The organism is Solimonas marina, assembly GCF_012241385.1.
GTDB classification, from domain to species: Bacteria; Pseudomonadota; Gammaproteobacteria; order Nevskiales; family Nevskiaceae; genus Solimonas; species Solimonas marina.
On the sequence record NZ_JAAVXB010000002.1, the window covers coordinates 168,571 to 192,844 of the forward strand.

The following is a 24,274-nucleotide window of genomic DNA, read 5'->3' on the forward strand; positions in this document are numbered from 1 at the left end:
GTTGTCGCCGGTCGTCGATGACGGGCATCACGCGGCTTGGTGGTGGAAAAGTAGACAGGCGCGCGGATGACGTCCTTGGCTCGGCGGACGCACGTGCTGGCGGAACAGTCACTCGACCCGCCGCTGCCGGTGTTGTTCGCCCAAATGACAGATGCCGTGACTGCGCGGGCAATGCCGAGCGATCTGCGAGTGGCTAAGGTCCGCCGCACATGCCGTCAGAGCATGGATCACAGGGAGGAACTTGCATGTCAAGGATCGTATGCGGCGCCGCGTTGCTGCTGTGTGTGCCGGCCGCCTGGGCTGCTGATTGGCAATTCGGCGATGTCGGCGTGACGTGGAACAACAAGGTTGGCATCGGTGCCGCGATGCGCATGCAGAAGATCGATTACAACGATCTGGTCGGCAAGCTCAGCGTTCCCGGACAACAGGATCTGTGTGCGAGCGACGACTGCTTTTCTCTCAACGGTGATACCACGGCGAATCAGCGTCTCGTCGACGCGCGTGGTGCATTCAGCGGCGTCAACGGCGACGACGGCGATCTCAATTACAAGCAATACGACATCGTCGCCGCGGTCGCGCGGATCAATACCGATCTGACGCTGAGCTGGAACGACTGGACGCTGCGCGGCAGCGCGATCGGGTTCTTCGATCCGGTCAACAGCGACTTCGACGAGCGCCATACCTACACCGCCTATCAACCGTCGCGGACGTCGCGACCGGGCAAGATCAAAAGTCGCTACAGCGAGGGCGTGAAGCTCTACAACGCCTACCTGCAGTACGCGTTCACGCTGGGTGAGCGGCAGGGTTCGGTCTCGATCGGCAATCAGGTCGTGCGCTGGGGCGAGAGCACCTTCATCGCGCTCAACAGCCTGTCGCAGATCAATCCGCCGGATTCGAACATGCTGCACATGCCGGGATCGGAATTCAGCGAAGTCTTCCAACCGGTGCCGTTGGCACTGTTCTCGGTCGATCTGTTCAGTGGCCTGTCCACCGAAGTCTTCTATCAGCTCGGCTGGCGCCGGGTGCAGCCGGATGCGCGCGGCAGCTTTTATTCGGACAGCGACATTCCCGGCGGCGGCGATTATGCGATGCAGAGTCTCGGTCAATTCGGCGAAGACCCGAATGGCGAATTCCACTTTGCCGGGCCGCTGGGCCTGATCAGCAACTCGACCGATCGTACGCTCGTACACGACGGCCGCGCGCGCAACGGTGGCCAGTACGGCATTCGCCTGAACTACTACGCGGATTGGTTGAACGGCGGAACCGAGGTCGATCTCTACTACATGAATTACCACTCGCGGCTGCCGTTGGCGTCCGCGTATGCGGCCGACGATTCGTGCACGCGCGACGAGAGCAACGTGCTGGCGGCCTACACCGCTTGCAACGGTTTCAACGGCTCATTGCCGCTGCCGAAGCTGCGCGCCGCCGATCCGCGCGGCGAGCCCCTGCCGCTCGATACGACGCGCGTCGTGCTCGAGTATCCGGAAGACATTCACATGTTCGGCGTCAGCTTCAACACCAACATCGGCCGCTGGTCGCTGGCTGGCGAATACGCATATCGTCCGAATCTGCCGGTGCAGGTGCAGCTCACCGATCTGATCTTCACCGCGCTGCAGCCAGCGTTTCCGGCGCAGAGCTTTTCAGTGACGCCAGGCGCTTTGTCCGGGCTGATCAGCGCGCTGCCGACCGGCAACGGCGAACTTGGCGACATCACGCAGTTGCTTGGCGCGACATTCCCGAGTGCCGATGAGGCGGTGCCGAGCTACATCAAGTCGTATCGCGGCCTCGACCGTATCGTGGCCAATCAATACGTGCGCGGTTATGAGCGCCTGCACGTCAGCCAGCTCGACATGACGGCGATTCGCGCCTTCTCGAACACGCTGGGCGCCGATCAGCTGATCTTCATCGCCGAGGCGGGCTTTACGCACATCCTGAACATGCCCAAGCGCCGCGATCTGCAGCTGGAAGGCGCCGGCCTGCAGCGCACGCACTACAGCCCGGGCGCGGACGGCACGGGCACGCCGGATGGCCAGCCTGACCCCACGCATCTGAATCCGACCCAGCAGCGCGCCGGCTTTGCGGATGCGTTTTCGTGGGGGCTGCGCTTTGCCTTGCGTGGTGAGTACAACAACCTGTTGTTCGGCTGGACGTTCAAGCCGACGCTCGGCTACTTCTGGGACGTTCACGGCATCGCCCCGTCGCCGATGCAGAACTTTGTCGAGGGGCGCAAGGAGATTGCGGCCGGAACCGACGTCAACTTCACGCAGTCGCTGAGCGGCCGCGTCGTCTATCAGTGGTACACGGGCGGCGGTTGGCAGAACACGCGCCGCGATCGCGACAATCTGGCCTTGAGCTTCAGCTACTCGTTCTGAGTCGAGGCACGGCTCGCGGCAAGCGCGGGCCGCGTCAGTAGCGCGGTACGCCGGGATCGATGACGGCTGACCATGCGTCGATGCCGCCGACGATATTGGCGACGTCGGTGTAGCCGTTCTGTTCGAGAAAGCGGGCGGCCATTTCCGAGCGCATGCCGTGATGGCAGAGCATGGCGAGCGGGGCATGGCGATCGAGTTCGCTCAGACGCTGCGGTAGCGTCTGCAGGGCGATGTGCACGGCGCCATCGAGCGGTGCATAGGCGACTTCGTCGGCCTCGCGCACGTCGACGACGGTGATCGCGCCTGCCAGGCGCAGAGACTGCAGCTGTTCGACGGTGAGAATTTTCATCGCGGCAGTGTAGAGCGGTGGGGCACGCGGCGTCAGTCGACCTTGAAGCGGACGATGCCGATCAGCTGGTCGCTCTGTGTGACGACACGAATCTGCCAGTTGCCCTGCGCGTCGGCCGGGAAGCTTTGTTTGTGCGTCCAGGTTCGGTAACCGTCTTCACGGCTGCCGCGAACCTCGATGGGGATGCTGTCGACGAGTCGGCCGTCATGCCACCACTGATGTACGACCTGTTCGGCGAGCCCGCGCGGCGCATGGATCGGCGTCCACGCATACAGACCATGTGCGATCAGGTCGGCCGTGCTGATCTCGTGGATCGCGGCGCCGGGCTTGCGCGCGCTGGCGTCCACGGTCTCGGTCACCAGCGCGCCGTGCACCGTCAGCGTCGCCGGCGGGATGGCGAAGCGCAGCAGGCTCAGCGCGCCACCGAGCAGGGCCGCGGCCGCGATTGCCAGCGGCCAGCGGAGCCAGCGGCGCCCCGGCAGCACGGCGGCGAATGCCGGGACTGCCAGCACGCAGCCGGCGCCGATCGCCAGCCACAGGCTGGTCGCAGTCGTGATGCGCCACAGCATCGGTGCCGCGGTGAGCATGGTCGCGAAGCCAGCGGCGGCATGGAAGGTCCAGAGCAGGCCGCGATGGACGACGACGCGGTCGAAGTACAGCGGGTCGATCATCGAGACCAGCGCAAAACCGGCCAGCAGTAGCAGGAACAGCGGCTGCGCGGTGGTCCAGGTCGTCGTCGCCAGAAAGAACGGCAGCGTGAAGAAGAACGACTCCTGATGCAGGCCCTGCAGCAGATAGCGCACGACGATCGGCGAGTGGCGCAGCCAGCGGCCGCGCTCGGCGAGCTTCATCCATTGCGGCTCGAACAGGGCGACGAGCCAGGACAGCGGCAGCATGAACACCAGGGTCTGCGCGACCTTGGTCTGCCGCTGGACCAGCACCAGACTGGCGACGCCCAGCGCAAAACTGCCGATCGCGACCAAATGCTTGTAGCGCGACCACAGCTGCAGCAGCCGTGATCGCGGCGCTGGCACCTCGTTCATGGAGGCGGGGTGGACTGCGGATGCACAAGCTCGGCGAGCTCGGTCCGGCTGTAGACCCCGAGCTTGCGATAGACGCGATACAGATGATTGGCGACCGTCGACGGCGCCACGCCGATTTTCTTGGCCGCCTGCTTGAATGACAGACCCTGCGCAACGCTGTAGACGATCTCGCGCTCGCGCGCCGTCAGCCGGTCGAGCGGGCCGGCCGGCCAGATGATGATCAGATACAGCTCGCCGAGTGATTCGCAGCGCACCATCAGATCGTCGTGGGTTTCGCAGGTGCCCGGTGCCGGCATCGGAAACGGCAGGCGCTGGACCTCGCGGTTCGGCATGCGCTCGTCGAGCATGTCGAGAAAGCGCGGCTGTGCCTCGTGGAAGATTCCTTCGATATTGACCACCGCGGCGCCGGAGTTCGCCGGCCGGTCCGCATAGGTCTGCGCCAGATGCAGGAACAGCGAATGCGACGAGGCATTGAACAGGTGATAGCTGGCGCGCTTCTGCCGCAGCTTGTCGTCATCGGTGAACGGCGCGTTGCGGTCCTTGCGATACAGCGTCAGCAGTGAATACAGGCCGCTGCGACGGTCCAGGTGTGCGGTCGACAGCAGGCGGTTGATGCCAAACGGCGCGAAGGTGCCGCGATACAGCTCGGAGGCGTAAAACTCGTCGTCCGGGAAAATGTCCTGCATCGCGATCGGCGTGTCGATGTTGCGCAGGATTTGCGGCAGCATCGGGTTGAGCGCGATCGTCGATTGCAGCTTCTGCGGGAATTCCGGGGGCAGTCCGTGCACGGTGACGGTCTGGAACTTCATCTCGGCGATCACGCCGCTGCCCCACAGGACCCCGTCGCAGGACACCATCCGCGCCAGCTGTGCGAGCGCCCAGCTGCGGAATTGCGAGGCCTCGATCATCAGCCCGGAGCGATACAGCCGGGCAATAAGCCGGTCGACCGGATCGATCGCGTCTGCGGGGGAGGACTGTGGCATTCCGTCTTGAACGGGTCTAAAGATGTAACAAAATCCTGTCAGGGCAGGGCGGTTTTTACTATCGGGAAACCACCCAGACGTCCGCATACTATCAATAAAAGGACATCCGTCCCGGCAAGGAGAGGCCGATGAAACGACTCGAAGACTGGCTTGATGAGTACACCGTCAGCCACCGCAACCCGACCAACAAGCTCCTGCACTGGATTTGCGTGCCGCTGATCGCGCTGGCGATCGCCGCCGCGCTGAAGGTGATTCCGTGGGGGCATGGCGACCTCAATGCGCTGACCGTCGTCGGCGTGCTGGTACTGCTCTACTACTTCCGTCTGTCGTGGCGCCTCGCGCTGGGCATGACCGGCGTGTTTCTGCTTGCGTACTGGCTGATCGCCAGCCTGCATGCGGCAATGGGCCTGAATCTGCTGTGGCTGGCGATCGGTGTTTTCGTCGTCGCGTGGATCGGCCAGTTCATCGGCCACCATGTCGAGAAGGCGCGTCCGTCGTTCTTCAAGGATTTGCAGTTCCTGCTGATCGGGCCGCTGTGGCTGCTCGATGCGGCGTACCGGAAGATGGCGTTGCCGACGGGGCGTCGCGCCGAAGCGCACTGACGCGGCATCCGTTGCAAATCGAAAAAGCCCGCGATCTCCGCGGGCCTTTTTCGTTGGTGAGCTCGGTGACTGCGGGCTTGCGGCCTGCGCGGGCTTGCACGCGGCGTGCGCAGCGCGAAGGGCAAGGGCGGATGAAACCTTCAGTGCCGAGATTGAGCTCTGTACCAAAAAAACCGGCGCCCGAAGGCGCCGTTTTTTGTTGCCAGACAGCCTTACCGTATCGAGCTGCCGGCATTCGCTTCCAGGACCGTCAGCGCCGTCATGTTGACGATACGGCGTACCGTCGTCGACGGGGTGACGATGTGCACCGGCGCGGCGGCGCCGAGCAGCATCGGGCCTATCGCGACGTTCTGGCCGGCGGCGACCTTGAGCAGGTTGTAGGCGATGTTGGCGGCGTCGAGGTTCGGCAGCACCAGCAGGTTGGCTTCGCCGGACAGCGTCGTCGACGGCAGGATGCCGCGGCGCAGCTTCTCGTCGAGGGCGCAGTCGGCGTGCATCTCGCCGTCGACTTCCAGCCCCGGCGCGCGCTCACGCAGCAGCTCCAGCGTGCGGCGCATCTTCGCCGCCGACGGCGCGTCCGACGAGCCGAAGTTGGAGTGCGACAGCAGCGCCGCCTTCGGCTCGATGCCGAAGCGACGGATTTCGTCGGCCGCCATCAGCGTGATCTCGGCGAGCTGTTCGGCACTGGGCTCGAGGTTGATGTGCGTGTCGACGATGAAGATCTGCCGGCCCGGCAGGATCAGTGCATTCATCGCACCATAAGTGCAAATGCCCTCGCGCTTGCCGATCACCTGGTCGATGAATTCGAGGTGGCGGCCGGTGGTCGAGATCGTGCCGCAGATCATGCCGTCGGCTTCGCCCTTCTTCAGCAGCATCGACGCGATCAACGTCGTGCGGCGGCGCATTTCGAGCTTGGCATGCTGGGCGGTGACGCCGCGGCGCTGCATCAGCTCGTGATAGGCCTGCCAATATTCGCGGTAGCGCGCGTCATGCTCGGGGTTAACGACATCGTAGTGCTGGCCGGCCTTGAGGCGCAGGCCGTACTGCGAGATGCGGTGTTCGATGACGGCCGGACGCCCGACCAGCAGTGGCCGCGCGAGCTTTTCGTCGACGACGATCTGTACCGCGCGCAGCACGCGCTCTTCCTCGCCCTCGGCATAGACCACGCGGCTCTTTTCCGGCGCGACCTTGCGTGCAGCGGCGAAGATCGGCTTCATCAGCGTGCCGCTGTGATAGACGAATTGCTGCAGCTTCTGGCGATAGGCGTCGAAGTCCTCGATCGGTCGCGCGGCAACGCCGGCATCCATCGCTGCCTGCGCCACGGCCGGCGCGATCTGCACGATCAGGCGCGGGTCGAAGGGCTTGGGGATCAGATACTCGGGCCCGAACGACAGGTCTTCGATGCCGTAGGCCTGGGCGACCACGTCATTCTGTTCCTGGCGTGCGAGTTCGGCGATGGCGTGCACCACGGCGATTTCCATCGAACGCGTGATCGTCGTCGCGCCGACGTCGAGTGCGCCGCGGAAGATGAACGGGAAGCACAGGACGTTGTTGACCTGGTTCGGGTAGTCGGTACGGCCGGTGGCGATGATCACATCGTCGCGCACCGCCTTGGCATCCTCCGGGCGGATTTCCGGGTTCGGGTTGGCCAGCGCCAGGATCAGCGGCTTGGGGCCCATCTTGGCGACCATTTCCGGCTTGAGCACGCCGCCGGCCGACAAGCCAAGGAACACGTCGGCGCCTTCGACCACCTCGGCCAGCGTGCGCGCGTCGGTGCTCTGCGCGTACTGCGCCTTGTCCGGGTCCATCAGTTCGGTACGGCCTTCGTAGACCACGCCGGCGAGGTCGGTCAGCCAGACGTTCGACTTCGGCACGCCGAGATCGACCAGCAGTTCGACGCAGGCCAGTGCCGCGGCGCCGGCGCCGCTGACGACGACCTTGACCTCGTCGATCTTCTTGCCGACCACGATCAGGCCGTTGGTGACGGCGGCGCCGACGATGATGGCGGTGCCATGCTGATCGTCGTGGAAGACCGGAATCTTCATCCGCTTGCGCAGCTCACGCTCGATGTAGAAGCACTCCGGTGCTTTGATGTCTTCGAGGTTGATGCCGCCGAAGGTCGGTTCCAGCGCGCTGATGATCTGCACCAGCTTGTCCGGGTCTCGCTCGTCGACCTCGATGTCGAAGACGTCGATTCCGGCAAATTTCTTGAACAGCACGGCCTTGCCTTCCATCACCGGCTTCGACGCCAGCGGGCCGATCGCACCGAGGCCGAGCACGGCCGTGCCGTTCGAGATCACCGCAACGAGATTGCCGCGCGCGGTGTAGCGGAAGGCGTTGACCGGATCGGTGACGATCTCCTCGCAGGCCGCCGCCACACCCGGCGAGTAGGCCAGAGCCAGATCGCTCTGGTTGGTCATCTGCTTGGTTGGCGTGACCGCCAGCTTTCCGGGGATGGGGAACTCGTGATAATCGAGGGCGGCTTGGCGTAGGGCTTTGAGATCGCGCATGTGTTCGTGGCTTGGCTGCGGTAACGTGTCCCGGCCGGACGGCACCACCGCAGACCTTGGGTGTCGGGGGAGGCCGGATTATAGGGAGGATCAGGGTGTCCGACGATGGGAGAAGGTGTGCAATCCGATAACAGTGCGGTTATCGCGCAGCCGATGACGGCGTCCGGGCGCATCCGCTCGATCTTCAGCGGCTCGATCGGCAACCTGGTCGAGTGGTACGACTGGTACGTCTACTCGGCGTTCTCGCTGTACTTCGCCAAGGTCTTCTTTCCGGAAGGCGATTTGACCGCGAGCCTGCTCAATACGGCGGCGATTTTCGCCATTGGCTTTCTGATGCGGCCGATCGGCGGCTGGGTGCTCGGCTGGTATGCCGACCGCTACGGGCGCCGTGCGGCGCTGCTGCTGTCGGTGTGGCTGATGTGCTTCGGCTCGCTGGCGATCGCCATCACGCCCGGCTACAGCAGCATCGGCATCGCGGCGCCCATCCTGCTGGTGATCTCGCGGCTGGTGCAGGGCCTGTCGCTCGGCGGCGAGTACGGCACCTCGGCGACCTATCTGTCGGAGATGGCGACGCCCGCGCATCGCGGCTTCTATTCGAGTTTCCAGTACGTGACGCTGATCTCCGGCCAGCTGCTGGCGATCGGCGTGCTGATGCTGCTGCAGTTCGTGCTGCTGACACCGGCCCAGCTCGAAGCCTGGGGCTGGCGCATTCCGTTCGTGATCGGTGCCGGCTGTGCCATCGTGGCCATGGTGTTGCGCCGCAACATGGCGGAGACCGAGTCTTTCGAGCATGCGCGTACGCGCCGCAAGACCAGCCTGCTGCGCGAGCTGGCCAAGCATCCGAAGGCGCTGGCGACGGTGGTCGGCCTGACCATGGGCGGCACGCTGGCGTTCTACACGTACACCACCTACATGCAGAAATACCTGGTCAACAGCGCCGGCTTCAGCAAGGCCGACTCGACGCTGATTTCGGCGGCCACGCTGTTTCTGTACATGTTGCTGCAGCCGGTCATCGGCGCGCTGTCGGACCGCATCGGTCGCCGGCCGATCCTGATCGCGTTCGGCGTGCTCGGCACCGTGCTGACGATTCCCATCCTCACCACGCTGCGCTCGGTACACACCGTTGCCGGCGCGTTCTGGCTGATCATGGGCGCGCTGGTCATCGTCAGCGGCTACACGTCGATCAATGCCATCGTCAAAGCCGAGTTGTTCCCGACCGAGATTCGCGCGATCGGCGTCGGTCTGCCGTACGCGCTGACGGTGTCGATCTTCGGCGGCACCGCCGAATACATCGCGCTGTGGTTCAAGCAGATCGGTCACGAGAACGGCTATGCCTGGTACGTGACGATCTGCATTGCCATCTCGCTGCTGATCTACATCGGGATGCGGGATACGAAGCAGCACTCGCAGATCACCGAAAGCTGAAGCTCGTTGCGAAGACCGGGGTCGCGGCTTGCGCCGCTCCTACAGAAGCCCTGCGGTCGGCCACGACCCGTTCACGGCGTGCCGTCGAGTTCGACCGCCGACGGCACTTCGTCGGACGGCGCCGCCAGTTCGCGGCGCAATTTCTCGACGTCGAGTTCCTTTTCCCAGCGCGAGACGACGATGGTCGCGACGCCGTTGCCGATGATGTTGGTGATCGCGCGCGCCTCGCTCATGAAGCGGTCGATGCCGAGGATCAGCGCCAGACCGGCGACCGGCACGGTCGGCACCACCGACAGCGTCGCCGCCAGGGTGATGAAGCCGGCGCCGGTGACGCCGGACGCGCCCTTGGACGTCAGCATCGCCACCGCCAGCAGGGTGATCTCCTGGGTCAGCGTCAAATCGACGTTGAGCGCCTGGGCGACGAAGATCGCGGCCAGCGTCAGGTAGATATTGGTGCCATCGAGGTTGAACGAATAGCCGCTGGGCACGACCAGGCCGACCACCGCCTTCGGGCAGCCGAGGCGTTCGAGCTTCTGCATCAACGGCACCAGCGCCGATTCCGACGACGAGGTGCCGAGCACCAGCAGCAGTTCGTCACGGATGTAGCGCAGGTAACGCAGGATCGAAAAGCCGGTGACGCGGGCGATGGCGCCGAGCACGATCAGCACGAACAGCACGCAGGCCAGATAGAAGCAGCCCATCATCTTCAGCAGCGGGCCGAGGCTGTCGACGCCGTACTTGCCGATCGTGAACGCCATCGCGCCGCCGGCGCCGATCGGCGCCACCTTCATGACCATGCCGATCATGCGGAAGAACGCCTGCGACAGGCCTTCGAGTACGTTCATCACCGGCTTGGCGGCGTCGCCGATGTGCATCAGCGCAAAGCCGAACAGCAGCGCCAGCAGCAACACCTGCAGCAGGTCGCCATTGCCGGTGAAGGCATCGACGAAGGTCTTCGGAATGATGTGCATCAGGAACTGCACGGTCGACTGCTCGTGCGCCTGCTGCGCATAGTGTGCGACCGACGAGGCGTCCAGCGTCGACGGGTCGACGTTGAAGCCGGCGCCCGGCTTGAGCACGTTGACCACCACCAGGCCGATCAGCAGCGCGAACGTCGAGACCACCTCGAAGTACAGAATCGCCTTGGCGCCGACGCGGCCGACCTTCTTGACGTCGGCGACACCGGCGACGCCGAGCACGACAGTGAGGAAGATCACCGGTGCGATCAGCATCTTCACCAGCGCGATGAAGCCATCGCCCAGCGGTTTGAGCTGCACAGCGACGCTCGGCGCAAAATGGCCGAGCAAGCCGCCGGCGATGATGGCCGCCAGAACGAGGAGATAGAAACGTGAAGCCTTCGATTTCATCAGGACGTGTGCTCCAGCACCACGGGTCGGCGAGCGTTGAGGATGTCAGCGCAACGTGCTCATTCCAATAACACCTTATGACTACCGCCGGCGCCGGTCTGGCGCGGCGGTGCGACAATGCCGCATGCGTTTCGCAATGCCAATGCCACCCCCGGGCCGCCGATGCGTTGGTCGCTGAAGGCGCGGCTGCGCGCGTCGCGGCAGACGCTGGGGCAGGTGGCGTTGCTGGTCGGCGGCGCGCTGGTCTGCGCCTTCATCAGCGACCAGGTCGCCACCCAGCGGGCGCTGGCGCAGGACGCCGCACAGGCCGCCGAGCAGATGCGCCTGTACGCGGACTCGTTGCGGCGCTATGTCGACCGCTATCGGACCCTGCCCGCGGTGCTGGCGCTCGATCCGCAGTTGCGCGCGGCGCTGGCGAGCCCACTCGACGCGGCGTCCCAGGCGCATCTCAATGAGCGGCTGGAGGAAGTCAACGGCGTCACGCAGTCGTCGACGCTGACGCTGATCGACCGTAGCGGCCTCAGCGTCGCGGCCAGCAACTGGCGGCTGCCGAGCAGCAACGTCGGTTATCAATACGCGTTCCGCCCGTATTTCCAGCAAGCGGTGGTCGACGGTCACGGCAGTTTCTACGGCGTCGGTGCCACCACCGGCGTCCCCGGCTATTTCATTTCCGATGCGGTGCACGGCGCCGGCGGCACGGTGCTCGGCGTCGTCGTCATCAAGGTCGACCTGCGCGAACTCGAAGCCCAGTGGGCCGACAGCCGTGACATCGTCTTCATCAGCGACGAGCACGGCGTCGTGTTTCTCGCCAACCGCGCCGCCTGGCGCTACCGCGAGCTGCACACTTTGAGCAACGACGATGCCTCGCAGATCGCGCGCACCCGGCAGTACGGCGATCTGCCGTTGCGGCCGCTGATCGCCGATCGCCGGCTACCCGACGACTCGGCTGCGGCGCGCCTGCGCTTCGCCGGACCTGATGGTCATCATCTCGACGTGCTCTGGCAGCGTCTGCCCTTGCCGGGTGAACGCTGGACGCTGCACCTGTTGCAGGACACGGCGCCGGCGCTGGCGGCCGGGCGCGTCGCCGGCATCGCCGCTGGCGGCGCCTGGCTGGCGGTGCTGCTGCTGGCCCTGTTCGTGCAGAGTCGCCTGCGTCTTTCGCGGCTGCGCCGACGCAGCCGCGAGGAACTCGAGCAGATGGTCAAGCAGCACGCGGCGGCGCTGCGCACCGCGCAGGACGGCGTCGTCGAAGCGGCGCGGCGTTCGGCGCTGGGGCAGAGCGCCAGCCTCGAGCATTTGCCGCAGGGCGTCAGCGTCATCGACGCCGATCTGCGTCTGGTCGCATGGAATCGCCGCTACGTCGAATTCTTCCGCTATCCGCCGGAGCTGATGCAGGTCGGCCGGCCGATCGAGGATCTGTTCCGCTTCAACGCGCAGCGCGGCCTGCTCGGCGATGGCGACGAGGACGAGGCGATCCGCCGCCGCCTCGAGCATCTGCGTGCCGGCACGCCGCATCTGCACGAGCGTGAACGGCCGGACGGCACGGTGCTGGAGATACGCGGCAATCCGCTGCCGGGCGGCGGGTTCGTCACCAGCTATGCCGACATCACACAGTACAAGAACGTCGCGCGCGACCTGCGCACGCTAGCCGGGACGCTGGAGCGGCGCATCGAGGCGCGGACCCACGACCTGGCGCTGGCCAAGGGCGAGGCCGAGCGCGCCAATCTGTACAAGACCCGGTTCGTCGCCGCCGCCGTGCATGATCTGCTGCAGCCGCTCAATGCGGCGCGCATGTTCATCTCTGCCTTGCGCCATCGCGACGCCGATCACGAAGCGCAGACCCTGATCGACAACGTCGACGAGGCCTTATCGGCGCAGGACGCGCTGCTGACCGGACTGCTCGATATCTCGCGCCTCGAATCCGGTGCGCTCGAAGTGCGCCGCCGCGAACTGCGGCTCGGCAGCCTGCTCGAAACCCTGGCGCGCGAATTCGGCGTGCTGGCGCAGGCGCGGGGCCTGTCGCTGCACTACGTGCCGACCCACGCCGTGGTGCGCACCGACGAAGACCTGCTGCGGCGCATCGTGCAGAACTTCCTGTCGAACGCGATCCGCTATACCCCGCGGGGCCGCATCGTGCTCGGCTGTCGACGCGCCGGCGACGCGGTGCGGATCGAGGTCTGGGACAGCGGTATCGGTATCCCGGACGCCCAACGCCACGCCATCTTCGAGGAGTTCCGCCGTCTCGATACCGGACACAACGCATCGGAACGCGGCGCTGGCCTGGGCCTGGCGATCGTCGAGCGCATCGCGCGCCTGCTCGGCCATCCCATCGGCCTGCGGTCGTGGCCGGGCCGCGGCAGCGTGTTTTCGGTGACCGTGCCACGCGGCGACGCGACGGCGCTGGCGGCGACGCCGGCCACCGTGCGGCTGGCCGATGACGACTCGCCGCTGCGCGGCCTGCAAGGCTGGTGTCTCGACGACGACGCGCGCGTGCGCGAGGCGACGCGGGCCTTGCTCGAAACCTGGGGCGCGTCGGTCGCGCTGTACGCCGACGCCGACGCCGCATTGAGCGCCGCGGCGGCCGATGCCGTGCCGGACTTCCTGCTGCTCGACTACCGCCTCGGCGACGTCGCCGGCCCGGACTGCGTGCCAACGCTGTTCGAGCGCTGGGGGCGGCCGATTCCGGTCATCGTCATCTCCGCCGAACGCGACGCGGCCTTGCAGGCGCGCGTGCGCGAGGCCGGGTGGGGGTTTCTTGCCAAGCCGATTCGGCCGGCCGCGCTGCGCGCGCTGATTTCAGGACTCGTCGCCCGCGGTGTTTGAGGTGGCGGCCTGTGACGCGAGTCACAAGCGGCCGCGCCGGCGTCTGCTACTACTGGACGTGTTCGGGCTGCGAGCGCTGCAATGTCACGATGCCGGCAGATCATGGTGCTGTTCGTCGCTACGCTCGCCGTCGCCAGTTGTACGCGCGAGGCGGCTGTTGCCGCGCTGCACCTTGAGCCCGAGGCGGCCAGCGACCCCGAGATTCGCGCCTTTCTGACGGATCCGAAGACGACGATCTTCGCCGCCGATGGACTGCACTGGTCACGCAAACGCGAGTATCTGTACCGGGCCATGCCGGTCAAAGGCGGTTGCCGCTATAACTTCTCCGGTTCGACGTCGCTGCCGACCGATCCGCAGCACCGCCGTCTGATCGAGGAATTGGCGGTCAATCGCAGGTCTTGCGTGTCCCTGATCAGGGACGGGCAGCTCGACGAGCGTTCGAGCGCGCAACTGAATCGCAGGGACGCTCGGGAAATGAGGGACTCCTTTCGGGGGACATCGGATAGCCTGCGGCGCAGCGACCTGCCGCCCGACCAATAAGCGGTCCGCAGCCGCGAACCCCGGTGCCGCGCGAGGCCTTACTCCTCGGGCTGTGGGCCGGTCTCGCGCTCCGGCGGTGGGTCCGGCTCCAGCGCCTTGACCAGTACCGCAGCCTGGGTGCGGCTGTGGCATTCGAGTTTGCGCAGGATCGCGGTGACGTGAACCTTGACGGTGTTTTCGGCCAGGCCCAGTTCGTAGGCGATCTGCTTGTTGAGCAGACCGTCGGCCATGCACATCAGCACGCGCATCTGCTGCGGCGTCAGCTGTGCCAGTTTTGCCGCCAGCTTGGCGTCGTCCTCGCTCTTTTCGGCGGCCAGCGCCGGAAACCAGACGCCGCCTTCGAGGACATGGCGCACCGCTTCGAGCATGCGCTCGACCGGTGTCGATTTGGGGATGAAGCCGGACGCGCCGAACTGCTGGGCACGGCGGATGGTGCGCGGATGGTCGTTCGACGAAATGACGATCACTGGCACTTCCGGGCGTTCGCCGCGCAGGAAGACCAGCGACGAGAAACCGCGGGCACCCGGCATATGCAGATCGAGCAGCACCAGGTCGATGTCGGCGTGGGCCTGCACCGCTTCTTCAAGCGTACGCAGGCTCGATGCTTCGACCGGCGGCTCGCCGCCGGTGACGTCGCGCAGGGCCTGCGCGACGGCGACGCGGAACAGCGGGTGGTCGTCGGCGACGACGATTTTCATGGCGAGCATCACGGCAACCGGAACCGCGCTACCTTGGTTCAGCGGTTGCCGCGATGCAAGCCATGCACTCACTCCTGCACGCCGAACTCGAACGCGGCCGCGCCGCTCGTGGTCGGAGAGAAGGTGAGCACGCCGCCGGCGTATAGCAGGTGACCGGCGAGCGTACCGCTGGCTTCGATCACGCCGCTGACCGGCGTGTTGTAGGCCAGCGTGCCGGTGTCGGTACCGATCGTCAGCGCCGCGCCGGACATGGTGGCGTCCTCGGCGCTGCCGCTGCTGGTCGTCAGCAGATAGCTGCCGTCGGCGTCGCCCGACGTGGTGTCGGCTTCCTGCGTCGTGATCACGCGCAGGCCGTAGTCGGTCGCCGACGTGCGCAGCAGCAGCACCGGCACCGCGACGTCATTGACCATGCCGATGATCATCGATCCGGCCAGCGTGCCGCCTTCGGTGACGGCACTGCCGGTCGAGTCGGTCTCGTAGAAGTCGAACGCATCGCGATCGGCGTTGTACGTGATGTAGCCCTTCTCGGTATCGGTGCAGCCCGAATCGTAGGTCGCGAAACCGCCGTTGCTGCTGTCGACGCAGAACTGCAGGGTGCCGGCATTACGCAGGCGGCCCGAGCCGCCGTAGCCGCTGGTCGTGCCGGCAGTGGTCTGCACGCCGGCGACATTGAACTTGATGGCAACGTCGTTGAACGCGGTCGGGTCGCTGGCGTTGTTGTAAGTCGTGCCGAACGCGATCAGCGGCGCGAAGCTGGTGCCGTCGACCGTCTGCACGCCACCCTGGACGGCGTCGTTGGCGCCGATCGTGAACACCGCACCGGCCTCGTCGCTGGTGAACTGGCAACCGCTCAGTTCGACCAGCGTGCCGCTGACCTGGGTGCCGGCGCTGCGTTGCTCGCTGTCGTCGATGGTGATCGTGTAGGCGAGGCTGCTCGGGTCGATCGACAGCGTCAGCTCCTCTCCGAGCGTGTCGCCGCCTTTGTACGAAGTCGTCGACGACGGCAGATTGGCGCAGCTGCTGCCGCTCGAACCGCCGCCGGTATCGCCACCGGTGGTGCTGCCGCCGGTGGTCGAGCCGCTGTCGTCCGGGGCCTTGTCACGCTGGATGCAGCCGGTCAGTGACAGCGCCAGGCAGGCGCTGGCGATCAGCGTCAGTGCGCCGCGAAACGGAATGTCGTGATGTGTCTTGTTCATGGTGTTCTCTCTCCGTTAGTCGGCGCTTAGAACGACAGCAGCGCACGCAGGCCGATCGAATTACCGTCGTCGAGGCCCTTGTAGCTGCCGACCTTGTTGTCGGTCGTCCAATCGACGTAGTCGAGCATCACGCGCGCCCAGTCGTTGAGGTACCAGTTGACGCCGACCGTCGTGCTGCGGCCGGTGCCGCCGTTCGGCAGATCGCGGAAGTCGTAGCGGTCGAGGCGCACGGCGACTTCGAAGGCGCCGATGCCGCCGGACGTGACCGGGCGCAGGACCTTGGTCGTGCCCCAGATGCCGGAGCGCGTCGAGAAGCCCGGCTTTTCGCCGGTGATCAGCCAGCCGGCCGACCACGACTTGCCGGTGCGGTCGCTGACGTCGGTATCGGCCGAGTCGATGGTGCGCTTGGTGTATTCGGCGAAGCTCCAGAAGCTGTGATAGGCACCACCCAGTTCGTAGCCGTAGGCCTCGTCCTGCGTCGGGTTGCTGATCGAGCTCGACGACACGCGGAGATTGTCGTTGAAGTGCTGTGCGATGCGCGGCACGTTGTTGATCGACGTGACGTCGTTCGCCAGGTTCTCGTAGTAGTACCAGGCACCGAGGTGAACGAAGCCGTTGGCGGTCTTGATCGGCGCGTAGGTGCCGCGGATCGCGTACATCACCGAATCGTTGGCGGTGCCTTCGTTGTCGAGGTCGTCGCCGGTGATGCTGGCGCCGATGTGCCAGTTCTTGCCGTAGACGCGGACCATGCCGCCGAGGCCGTAGTAGCCGTTGACGCCGGCACCAACTGACGCCACCGCGTTGCGCTCCATGAACGGCAGGCGCGATTCGGTGCTCGAACCTTCGATGCTGCGGTCCTTCAGGTGGTTACCCAGATAGAACTCGACCGGCAGGCTGAACATCCGCGTGTCCCAGGACAGATACGCGTCCTTGACCGCGGTGGTGCCGTCGACGAAATCGACGTCGAGCTTGTAGCCCATGGCGCCGATGTTGCCCTCGGCGCCCAGACGCAGCGCTTCGGCCTCGGTGCCGGCGATGTTGCGGTCGTCATACGACGAGCCGTGCGTCGTCGAATAATCGAAGCCGAGGCGGCCGCGCGGATGGAAAGTGAAGAAGCCGTCGGTGCTGCGGAACTCGGGGCCGCCACGCGTCCAGCGCACGTCACCGCCGCCGCCGCCGCCGGTGACGCCGCCGCTGGCGAGGGCCGCGACCTGCGCCTGCAGCACATCGATCTGGCTCTGCTTGGAGTCGGCGATTGCCGCTTCGACTTCAGCGTTGTTCTTCGCGGCCTGCGCGGCGACGGCATCCGCCGGCTTGGCGGCGCTGTCCTTGCCGGCTTCAACGGCGGCGAGGCGCTTCTTCAGCTCCTCGATCTGCGCGGACTGCTGCTGCAGCAGTTTCATCAGCTCGGCATTGGTCGGCTGGCCGGCCGCGAAGGCCGGGGTGCCGGCAACCAGCAGGGTGCCGCCGGCGACCGCGGCGAGCACGGTCTTGCGAAAGGGAATCATCGAACCTCTCCTCAGTACGTGGAATCTGGAGCAGCGGGACCTTTACTGGTCCTCGTTGGCGTCCGCATCACGGACGCTGCTGTCGAATTGCGACTTGGCGGGCACGCCGAACGGCATCGGTGCCTGCGTCAGCGTCATGAAGCCGTGGCTGCGCGCCCAGGTGGCGAACAGACGCGGCCACTGCGCCACCAGCGAACCCGGCGTGCCCAGGCCCCAGCCGTGGCCGCCGGTTTCGAAGATGTGCATCTCGACCGGAATGTTGTGGCTCTTCAGCGCGTTGAACATCACCAGGCTGTGGCCGACATTGGCGATCGGATCGTCGGCGGCATGCGCGAGGAAGGTCGGCGGCGTGTCGTTGGTGACGTGCAGCTCGCCCGAATACGCATCGTCGGCATCTTTCTGCGTGGCGTTCAGCTCACGGCGCGAACGCGTGGTGCCGAGGTCGCCCTTCAGCGAGATGACCGGGTAGATCAGGCCGGCGAAGTCCGGGCGCGCCGACAGCTTGTCGGCGGCGTCGATCGGCTCATAGAGCGAATCGGCGAAGCGGGTTTCGGTGATCGCCGCCAGATTGCCACCGGCCGACAGGCCGATGACGCCGATCTTGTGCGGATCGATGCCGAGTTCGGCGGCATGCGCACGCAGCACGCGCACGGCGCGCTGGCCGTCCTGGAACGGCGCTGCGGCCTTCCAGCCGTCGACCGGCAGGCGGTAGTACAGCACCACCGGCGTCACGCCGAGCGCCGACAGCCACTGCGCGACCGGCATGCTTTCGTTGGCGATCTGAATGCGGAAATAACCGCCGCCGCCCATGATGATGACCGCGGTGCCGTTCGGATGCGCCGGCTTGTAGACCTCGATGCGTGCGCGGCTGATGTTCATTGCGGCGCCCAGCCCCTTGCCCTCGGTGCCGACACGCTCGGGACCGCGGGTCGGCCCGTTTTCGGCCACCGAGGCCGGCCACAGGTCCAGCACGGTCGGCTGCGCGCTCTGCGCGGACGCCTGACCGATCATCAACAGGCACGCAAGCGCGCCCAGCCATGGTGCCAGCCGGCCCAGTCGGTTTCTCATTGCAGCTCTCCTCAGGTCGTTATGCGCATCGCCGGACGCGATGTCCGCCCGTCGCGGGCGCAAGGGGTTCAAGATGGGACGACGTTGTACCGCAGCGCCCGCAACCCTCAAATAACACCATGGAGTTAGGCGGCCGCTCGCCGCCGGTGCCGGCTCAGCGGCCGGGCGGCTGGCGTCGGGCCGCGACGGCACGGCCGACGCCGACGACGAACGCGGCGCCGAGTGCCGGTGCGGCGAGATGAATCCAGCCGGGGAGCTCGCCGGTCAGCGCCGTCAACGCCCGGTCTTCGAGCGGCATTTCGCCGGCGATCCAGCCGAGCAGCGCCGCGCCGAGCGTGATGACGACCGGATAGCGCTCCATCAGGTGCAGTACCAGTTTGCTGCCCCAGACGATGATCGGCACGCTGATCAGAATGCCGATCGCGACGAGCAGCACATGACCGTCGGCGGCGCCGGCCACGGCGACCACGTTGTCCAGGCTCATCACCGCGTCGGCGATGATGATGGTGCGGATCGCGCCGAGCAGATGCGTGCTGGCCGGAATCTTGTCGTGATCGTCCTCAGGCTCCGGCAGCAGCAGCTTGATGCCGATCCACAGCAGCAGCAGCGCGCCAACGATACGCAGATACGGCAAGGACAACAGGCCCAGCGCAAAGCTGATCAGTACGATGCGCAGGATGATGGCGCCGAGCGTGCCCCACAGGATGCCCTGGGTGCGCAGCTCCGGCGCCAGGCGGCGGCAGGCCAGGGCGATGACGACGGCATTGTCGCCGCCGAGCAGAACGTCGATCGCAATGATCTGCAGGATCTTGACGACGAGGTCGCCGTCGAGGAACAGGGCAGGCATGAGACACGGAGCCGGAATGTCCAGCGATTGTACGCATCGCGACCCGTCTGCCCGCGGAACCGGCAAAGGCGCGATAATGGCGCCATGATGTCTGTCCGCCCCACTGTCGTTTTTGCCGCCGCGCTGCTCGGCGCGGCGCTCGTGTCTCCTGCGTTCGCCGCCGACCAGGCGCCCGCAGCCGCGCCACCGGCCCCGGCGCAGCAGCAAAAGCCTGACGCGCCACCGGCGGCGACGCCGCCGGCCCAGCAGCAGAATCAACAGGCGCAGCAGGCGCCGGCCGAGCCGCAGCCGGTCTACATCGACGAGATCGGCAAGGACGGCCGTCTGCGCACCAATGTGCGTGTCGAGATCGTGCGTTCGCCGCCGAGCATCGACACCGTGCTGTCGGGCATGAAGAAGGTCGCGATGCTGGCGACCTCGGCGATCCTGATGCTGCTCGCGTCGGGCCTGTTCGGCGCCGCCGTCGCCGGCGTCGTGCTGCTGGTGCGCCGCCGCCGCGAGCTGCGCGCCGAAGCCTGACGCGGATCTGGCTTGCCCTAGCCGAACCAGGCCTTCAGCTTCATCTTCAGCATCAGCGTGATGAAGTGCCAGGCGTTGCTGATCTTGTCCCAGGTCGTCGGCTGGTAGCGCGCGCGCTGGCGGATGTAGTGCTGCAGCGCCAGCAGGTCGTCGTCGGACAGCTCGGCGAATGGTGGCATGCCGCGCGTGACCAGACCACCGTCGCGCACCACCGACGTGAACGCCGCGCTCGACAGCGGGATCGCCGATGCGCGCAGGTCCGGCGCATAGCCGCCGGCCACTACCGCCACGCCGTGGCAGATCACGCAGCTGCGGCCATAGAGCGCTTCGCCCTTCTTGGCGAGCACCGGGTCGACGTGGAAATCCGCATCGGCCAGCGGCGTCGGTCGTGACGGCGGCGGTGACGGCGGCAGCTTGACCTGTCCGTCGAGCACGAAGGTCAGGATCCGCCGCGGATGGTCGCGGCCGACCCAGCCGTGCTGTGCGGACAGCGAGCCGAGCAGCATCTGTCCGCCGGCCCAGCCGGCCGGAATCGTCACGTACTGCTTGCCGTCGACCTCGTAGCTGATCGGCGAGGCCATGGTGCCGACGCCCATGTCGTAGTGCCACAGCGCGGCGCCGGTCTTGGCGTCATGCGCGACGAGCTGGCCGTCGGCCTGGCCCTGGAACACCAGATTGCCGGCGGTGGCCATGGTGCCGCCGTTGTTGGCGCCCGGCGTCGGCGTGCTCCAGGCCTTTTTCTGCGTGACCGGATTCCAGGCCAGCAGCGAGCTGGAGCCGGCATTGGCCGGCACGTCTTCGTTGAAGCCGTTGACGCCCATCACGTCGCCGGTACTCATCGTCCAGGTTTTCGGATCGCGACCGGCGTCGTTGTAGTAACCGGCCATTTCGTGCACCGGGATATAGGTCAGGCCGGTGGCCGGGCTGTAGCTCATCGGCGGCCAGTTGTGCATGCCGGCCGAGCCCGGCCAGATCAGCGCCTCGCCGTCCTCGTAGCGCGCGCCCGGTACTTCAACGGGGCGGCCGGTCTTCTTGTCGACGTATTTGGCCCAGGTCACCTTGCCGAGTTTTTCGGCCGAGATCAGCTTGCCGGTCGCGCGGTCGATCACATAGAAGAATCCGTTCTTCGGCGCATGCAGGATCACGTCTCGCGGCTTGCCGTCGATGGCAATCGTCGCCAGTGTGATGTCCATCGTCGACGTGAAGTCCCAGCTTTCGTCGGGCGTGGTCTGATAGTGCCAGACGTATTCGCCGGTGTCGGCGTCGACCGCGACGATCGAGCACAGGAACAGATTGTCGCCGCCGCCCGGCGAGCGCAGCTTGGCGTTCCACGGCCCGCCGTTGCCGGCGCCGATGTAGATGCGGTTGTACTTCGGATCGTAGGTGATCGCGTTCCACGCAGTGCCGCCGCCGCCGTACTTCCACCACTGGCCCTTCCAGGTCTTCGCCGCCATTTCCATGGCTTTGTTCTCGAAGCCGTCGGCCGGGTTGCCGGGCACCAGCCAGAAGCGCCAGTCCTGCCGGCCGGTCTCGGCGTCGTAGGCCGTCACGTAGCCGCGCACGTGACCGAAGTCGGCACCGCCGTGGCCGATGATGATCTTGCCGTTGAACGCGCGCGGCGCGCCGGTGATGTAGCGGTTGTCGCCGGGCTCGGTGGTCAGCGTCTCCCAGACCAGCGCGCCGGTGTGCGCGTCGAGCGCGAACAGGCGGCCGTCCTGGGCGCCGGCGTAGACCTTGCCGTTCCAGTAGGTCATGCCGCGGATGCCCCAGGCCATGCGCATCTTGTCGCGGACCTTGGGGTCGTACTTCCACAGCAGCTTGCCGCTGCGGACGTCGATGGCGTGAATGACCGAGAAGCCGGCGGCGACGTAAAGCACGCCGTCGACCTCGATCGGCACGGTCGAGACGTTCCAGACGTCGTCGAGATCCAGCGACCACGCCAGGCCGAGGCGGCCGACATTGTCGGTGTTGATCTGCGTCAGCGGGCTGTAGTGCTGCTCGTCGAAGGTGCGGCCGTAGGCCGCCCAGTTGGTGCCGTCGGTGTCGTCGGCCAGCGCCTGATTGTCGATCACCGAGGCGTCGGCGGCCGCCGACCCCGCAAGCCCCATCAGCAGCAACACGCCGGCGGCGTGCGCCGCGATCCGCAGCGATTTCATTCGCGTTCTCCTCGCGACCGGTGCGGACCCCGCGCCGCCCGGTTCTTGATGCAGGGAACGCTAGCCCGCGCAGCCGCGACCGGACGTCACCCGTCCGGACGACCGCGGCCAAGCGCGCTGATCGGCAGTCGAGCGGCTAGTCGAGGCTGGCGGTCAGCTGGTCGCGCAGCGCCACCAGCTGGTCCTTGAGCTCCAGCATCTTCGGCGCCGACAGGTCGCAGGCGGCAAGAATGCGCGGCGGCACCGCCTTGGCCTTCTCGCGCAGTGCGCGGCCGGCCGGCGTCAGCGTGATGCGCACCTGGCGCTCGTCCTCGCGGCTGCGCGTGCGAACGACGAGGCCGGCCGCTTCGAGCCGCTTGAGCAGCGGCGTCAGGGTGCCGGAGTCGAGGTGCAGGGCCTGGCCGATGTCCTTCACGGCGCGGTCGTCGCGCTCCCACAGCACCAGCATCGCCAGATATTGCGGGTAGGTCAGGCCCAGGCCGTCGAGCAGCGGCTTGTAGACGCTGTTGAAGGCCAGCGCCGTCGAATAGGCGGCGAAGCAGAGCTGGTTCGACAGCTTCAGAACCTCGTCGTTGAAGTCGTTCGAGTCGTTCATGCGCGTCCTCCGCAGCAGGGTGCTCACAGTGTAATTCAATTGCGCGCAATACAATTGCATATAAATTCATTTCGATATGCGGAATAATTATTTTGTATACAATTAAATTGCGAGTAACTTTGTTTGCACCGGCGCTGCAGCGGCACGCCCCGCAACCCCGGCCCCTTAATGCAAACGGAGTCATTGCCATGAACAACATCAAGGAAACGAGTGCGGCCGCTCAAGCAGCCGCAGCGTCGGTGGAACCGGGTACGCAGGCCTTTGTCGACGCAGTCGCCGCGCAGGGCGGCAAGCCGCTCTATGAGCTGAGCCCGGAGGCGGCACGTCAGGTGCTGGCCGGCGCGCAGGCCGGTCCGGTCGCGACGCTGCCGGCCGACGTCGAGGACCGCGTGCTCAACGTCGGCCCGACCGGCCAGGTCAAGATCCGCATCGTGCGCCCGGTCGGCGTGCAGGGCACGCTGCCGGTGATCGTCTACTTCCACGGCGGCGGCTGGGTGCTCGGTGGCCCCGACACGCACGATCGCCTGATTCGCGAAATCGCCAACGGCGCGCAGGCCGCCGTGGTCTTCGTCGACTACGACCGCTCGCCGGAAGCGCAGTATCCGGTGCCGATCGAGCAGGACTACGCGGTGCTCGACTACGTCGCCCAGCACCCCGGCGAATTCAAGGTCGACGCCACGCGCCTGGCGGTGGCCGGCGACAGCGTCGGCGGCAACATGGCGGCGGTGATGACGCTGCTCGCCAAGCAGCGCGGCGGCCCGAAGATCGACTTCCAACTGCTGTTCTATCCGGTCACCGACGCCGATTTCGACAACGGCTCGTACCGTCAATTTGCCGACGGCCCGTGGCTGACCAAGCCGGCGATGGAATGGTTCTGGAACGCCTACCTGCCGGATGTCGCCAAGCGCGCCGAGCCGACCGCCTCGCCGCTGCGCGCATCGCTCGAACAGCTGCGCGGCCTGCCGCCGGCGCTGGTGATCACCGATGAAAACGATGTGCTGCGCGACGAAGGCGAAGCCTATGCGGCGAAGCTGGCGCAGGCCGGCGTGCCGGTCACCCAGGTCCGCTACCTCGGCACCATCCACGATTTCGTGATGCTCAACGGCGTCGCCGAAACCCCGGCCGCCCGCGCCGCGATCGAACAGGCCAACACCGCGCTGCGCGCGGCGCTGAACCGCTGAATTTTTCTACCCACACCGCAACAGGAGTCTCCCCATGAGCACCAATGTCCTCTATCGCACCACCGCCACCGCCACCGGCGGTCGTGACGGCCGCAGCGTCGTCGAAGACGGCAGCCTCGACGTCAAGCTGACCACGCCCAAGGAACTGGGCGGCGCCGGCGGTGCCGGCAACAATCCGGAGCAGCTGTTCGCCGCCGGTTACTCGGCCTGCTTCATCGGCGCGATGAAGTTCGTCGCCTCGCAGGGCGGCCCCAAGGTGCCGGCCGACACCACGGTCAAGGCGACGGTCGGCATCGGCCCGCGCTCGGAAGGCGGCTTCGGCCTCGAAATCGAGCTGACGATCGCGCTGCCGGGCCTGGCCCGCGCCGACGCCGAAGCGCTGGTCGAGCAGGCCCATCAGGTCTGCCCGTACTCGAACGCCACGCGCAACAACATCGACGTGAAGCTGACCATCGTCTGATCCGTCACGTTGCGAAAACGCCCGGCGCCGGG

The 24,274-nt window shown here is 66.3% G+C and carries 20 protein-coding genes; 8 read left to right on the forward strand and 12 right to left on the reverse strand.

The genetic code is table 11. The features are described from left to right. Window positions 1-245 precede the first annotated feature (245 nt). On the forward strand, window positions 246-2,372 hold the full coding sequence (locus G7Y82_RS03930) for a DUF1302 domain-containing protein (protein ID WP_168146721.1): 2,127 nt from the start codon (window positions 246-248) through the stop codon (window positions 2,370-2,372). A gap of 34 nt (window positions 2,373-2,406) precedes the next feature. Here the strand turns inward: G7Y82_RS03930 and G7Y82_RS03935 are convergent, their stop codons facing one another. The 3 genes from G7Y82_RS03935 to G7Y82_RS03945 are packed head-to-tail and all read right to left on the reverse strand — an operon-like array spanning window position 2,407 to window position 4,747. Further along, window positions 2,407-2,721: a rhodanese-like domain-containing protein gene (locus G7Y82_RS03935; protein WP_168146722.1), complete on the reverse strand. Its 315-nt coding sequence runs from the start codon at window positions 2,719-2,721 to the stop codon at window positions 2,407-2,409. A 32-nt stretch (window positions 2,722-2,753) separates the two neighbouring features. Next, the gene (locus G7Y82_RS03940) at window positions 2,754-3,764 is read right to left on the reverse strand and encodes a DUF5924 family protein (protein ID WP_168146723.1); all 1,011 of its coding nucleotides are present in this window, start codon (window positions 3,762-3,764) and stop codon (window positions 2,754-2,756) included. After that, window positions 3,761-4,747, reverse strand: a complete 987-nt coding sequence (locus G7Y82_RS03945; RefSeq protein ID WP_168146724.1) for a helix-turn-helix transcriptional regulator — start codon at window positions 4,745-4,747, stop codon at window positions 3,761-3,763. Before G7Y82_RS03945 ends, G7Y82_RS03940 begins: the two co-directional genes overlap by 4 nt. A gap of 128 nt (window positions 4,748-4,875) precedes the next feature. Between G7Y82_RS03945 and G7Y82_RS03950 the strand changes: the two genes are divergently transcribed. Continuing rightward, on the forward strand, window positions 4,876-5,349 hold the full coding sequence (locus tag G7Y82_RS03950; protein ID WP_168146725.1) for an Mpo1 family 2-hydroxy fatty acid dioxygenase: 474 nt from the start codon (window positions 4,876-4,878) through the stop codon (window positions 5,347-5,349). A 212-nt stretch (window positions 5,350-5,561) separates the two neighbouring features. On the opposite strand, the gene G7Y82_RS03955 is transcribed toward G7Y82_RS03950, so the two are convergent. Continuing rightward, on the reverse strand, window positions 5,562-7,859 hold the full coding sequence (locus tag G7Y82_RS03955; RefSeq protein WP_168146726.1) for an NADP-dependent malic enzyme: 2,298 nt from the start codon (window positions 7,857-7,859) through the stop codon (window positions 5,562-5,564). A gap of 153 nt (window positions 7,860-8,012) precedes the next feature. Here G7Y82_RS03955 and G7Y82_RS03960 point away from each other — a divergent pair, with 153 nt between their 5' ends. After that, a complete protein-coding gene (locus tag G7Y82_RS03960; RefSeq protein WP_206370379.1) occupies window positions 8,013-9,284 on the forward strand; it encodes an MFS transporter in 1,272 nt (423 codons plus the stop codon). Between the two features lie 71 nt (window positions 9,285-9,355). Here the strand turns inward: G7Y82_RS03960 and G7Y82_RS03965 are convergent, their stop codons facing one another. Continuing rightward, complete coding sequence (locus tag G7Y82_RS03965) at window positions 9,356-10,651, reverse strand: dicarboxylate/amino acid:cation symporter (protein WP_168146728.1); 1,296 nt, start codon at window positions 10,649-10,651, stop codon at window positions 9,356-9,358. A gap of 162 nt (window positions 10,652-10,813) precedes the next feature. Here G7Y82_RS03965 and G7Y82_RS03970 point away from each other — a divergent pair, with 162 nt between their 5' ends. Together G7Y82_RS03970 and G7Y82_RS03975 are read left to right on the forward strand one after the other, a co-directional pair. Then, the gene (locus tag G7Y82_RS03970) at window positions 10,814-13,474 is read left to right on the forward strand and encodes a hybrid sensor histidine kinase/response regulator (protein ID WP_206370307.1); all 2,661 of its coding nucleotides are present in this window, start codon (window positions 10,814-10,816) and stop codon (window positions 13,472-13,474) included. 102 nt (window positions 13,475-13,576) lie between these two features. Then, window positions 13,577-14,014 carry a hypothetical protein gene (locus G7Y82_RS03975; protein ID WP_168146729.1) on the forward strand — a complete coding sequence of 146 codons (438 nt, stop codon included), beginning with the start codon at window positions 13,577-13,579 and terminating at the stop codon, window positions 14,012-14,014. Window positions 14,015-14,052: 38 nt separating this feature from the next. On the opposite strand, the gene G7Y82_RS03980 is transcribed toward G7Y82_RS03975, so the two are convergent. The 5 genes from G7Y82_RS03980 to G7Y82_RS04000 form a co-directional block, all read right to left on the reverse strand. Further along, complete coding sequence (locus G7Y82_RS03980) at window positions 14,053-14,721, reverse strand: LuxR C-terminal-related transcriptional regulator (protein WP_168146730.1); 669 nt, start codon at window positions 14,719-14,721, stop codon at window positions 14,053-14,055. 59 nt (window positions 14,722-14,780) lie between these two features. Beyond that, window positions 14,781-15,908, reverse strand: a complete 1,128-nt coding sequence (locus tag G7Y82_RS03985; RefSeq protein WP_168146731.1) for a hypothetical protein — start codon at window positions 15,906-15,908, stop codon at window positions 14,781-14,783. Window positions 15,909-15,934: 26 nt separating this feature from the next. After that, window positions 15,935-17,416 (reverse strand): porin, encoded by a 1,482-nt coding sequence (locus G7Y82_RS03990; RefSeq protein ID WP_168146732.1) that lies wholly within the window; start codon window positions 17,414-17,416, stop codon window positions 15,935-15,937. A gap of 42 nt (window positions 17,417-17,458) precedes the next feature. Then, window positions 17,459-18,484 carry an alpha/beta hydrolase gene (locus tag G7Y82_RS03995; protein WP_168146733.1) on the reverse strand — a complete coding sequence of 342 codons (1,026 nt, stop codon included), beginning with the start codon at window positions 18,482-18,484 and terminating at the stop codon, window positions 17,459-17,461. Window positions 18,485-18,638: 154 nt separating this feature from the next. Beyond that, a complete protein-coding gene (locus tag G7Y82_RS04000) occupies window positions 18,639-19,331 on the reverse strand; it encodes a TerC family protein (protein ID WP_168146734.1) in 693 nt (230 codons plus the stop codon). A gap of 84 nt (window positions 19,332-19,415) precedes the next feature. Between G7Y82_RS04000 and G7Y82_RS04005 the strand changes: the two genes are divergently transcribed. Beyond that, complete coding sequence (locus G7Y82_RS04005) at window positions 19,416-19,850, forward strand: hypothetical protein (protein WP_168146735.1); 435 nt, start codon at window positions 19,416-19,418, stop codon at window positions 19,848-19,850. Window positions 19,851-19,867: 17 nt separating this feature from the next. Here G7Y82_RS04005 and G7Y82_RS04010 read toward each other — a convergent pair whose 3' ends face one another. Next, window positions 19,868-22,006, reverse strand: coding sequence for a PQQ-dependent dehydrogenase, methanol/ethanol family (locus G7Y82_RS04010; protein WP_168146736.1), 2,139 nt, complete (start codon window positions 22,004-22,006; stop codon window positions 19,868-19,870). A 136-nt stretch (window positions 22,007-22,142) separates the two neighbouring features. Then, window positions 22,143-22,601, reverse strand: a complete 459-nt coding sequence (locus tag G7Y82_RS04015; protein ID WP_168146737.1) for a MarR family winged helix-turn-helix transcriptional regulator — start codon at window positions 22,599-22,601, stop codon at window positions 22,143-22,145. Window positions 22,602-22,789: 188 nt separating this feature from the next. Here G7Y82_RS04015 and G7Y82_RS04020 point away from each other — a divergent pair, with 188 nt between their 5' ends. Further along, window positions 22,790-23,782 (forward strand): alpha/beta hydrolase, encoded by a 993-nt coding sequence (locus tag G7Y82_RS04020; RefSeq protein WP_168146738.1) that lies wholly within the window; start codon window positions 22,790-22,792, stop codon window positions 23,780-23,782. Between the two features lie 34 nt (window positions 23,783-23,816). Further along, window positions 23,817-24,242 carry an organic hydroperoxide resistance protein gene (locus tag G7Y82_RS04025; protein ID WP_168146739.1) on the forward strand — a complete coding sequence of 142 codons (426 nt, stop codon included), beginning with the start codon at window positions 23,817-23,819 and terminating at the stop codon, window positions 24,240-24,242. Window positions 24,243-24,274 lie beyond the last annotated feature (32 nt).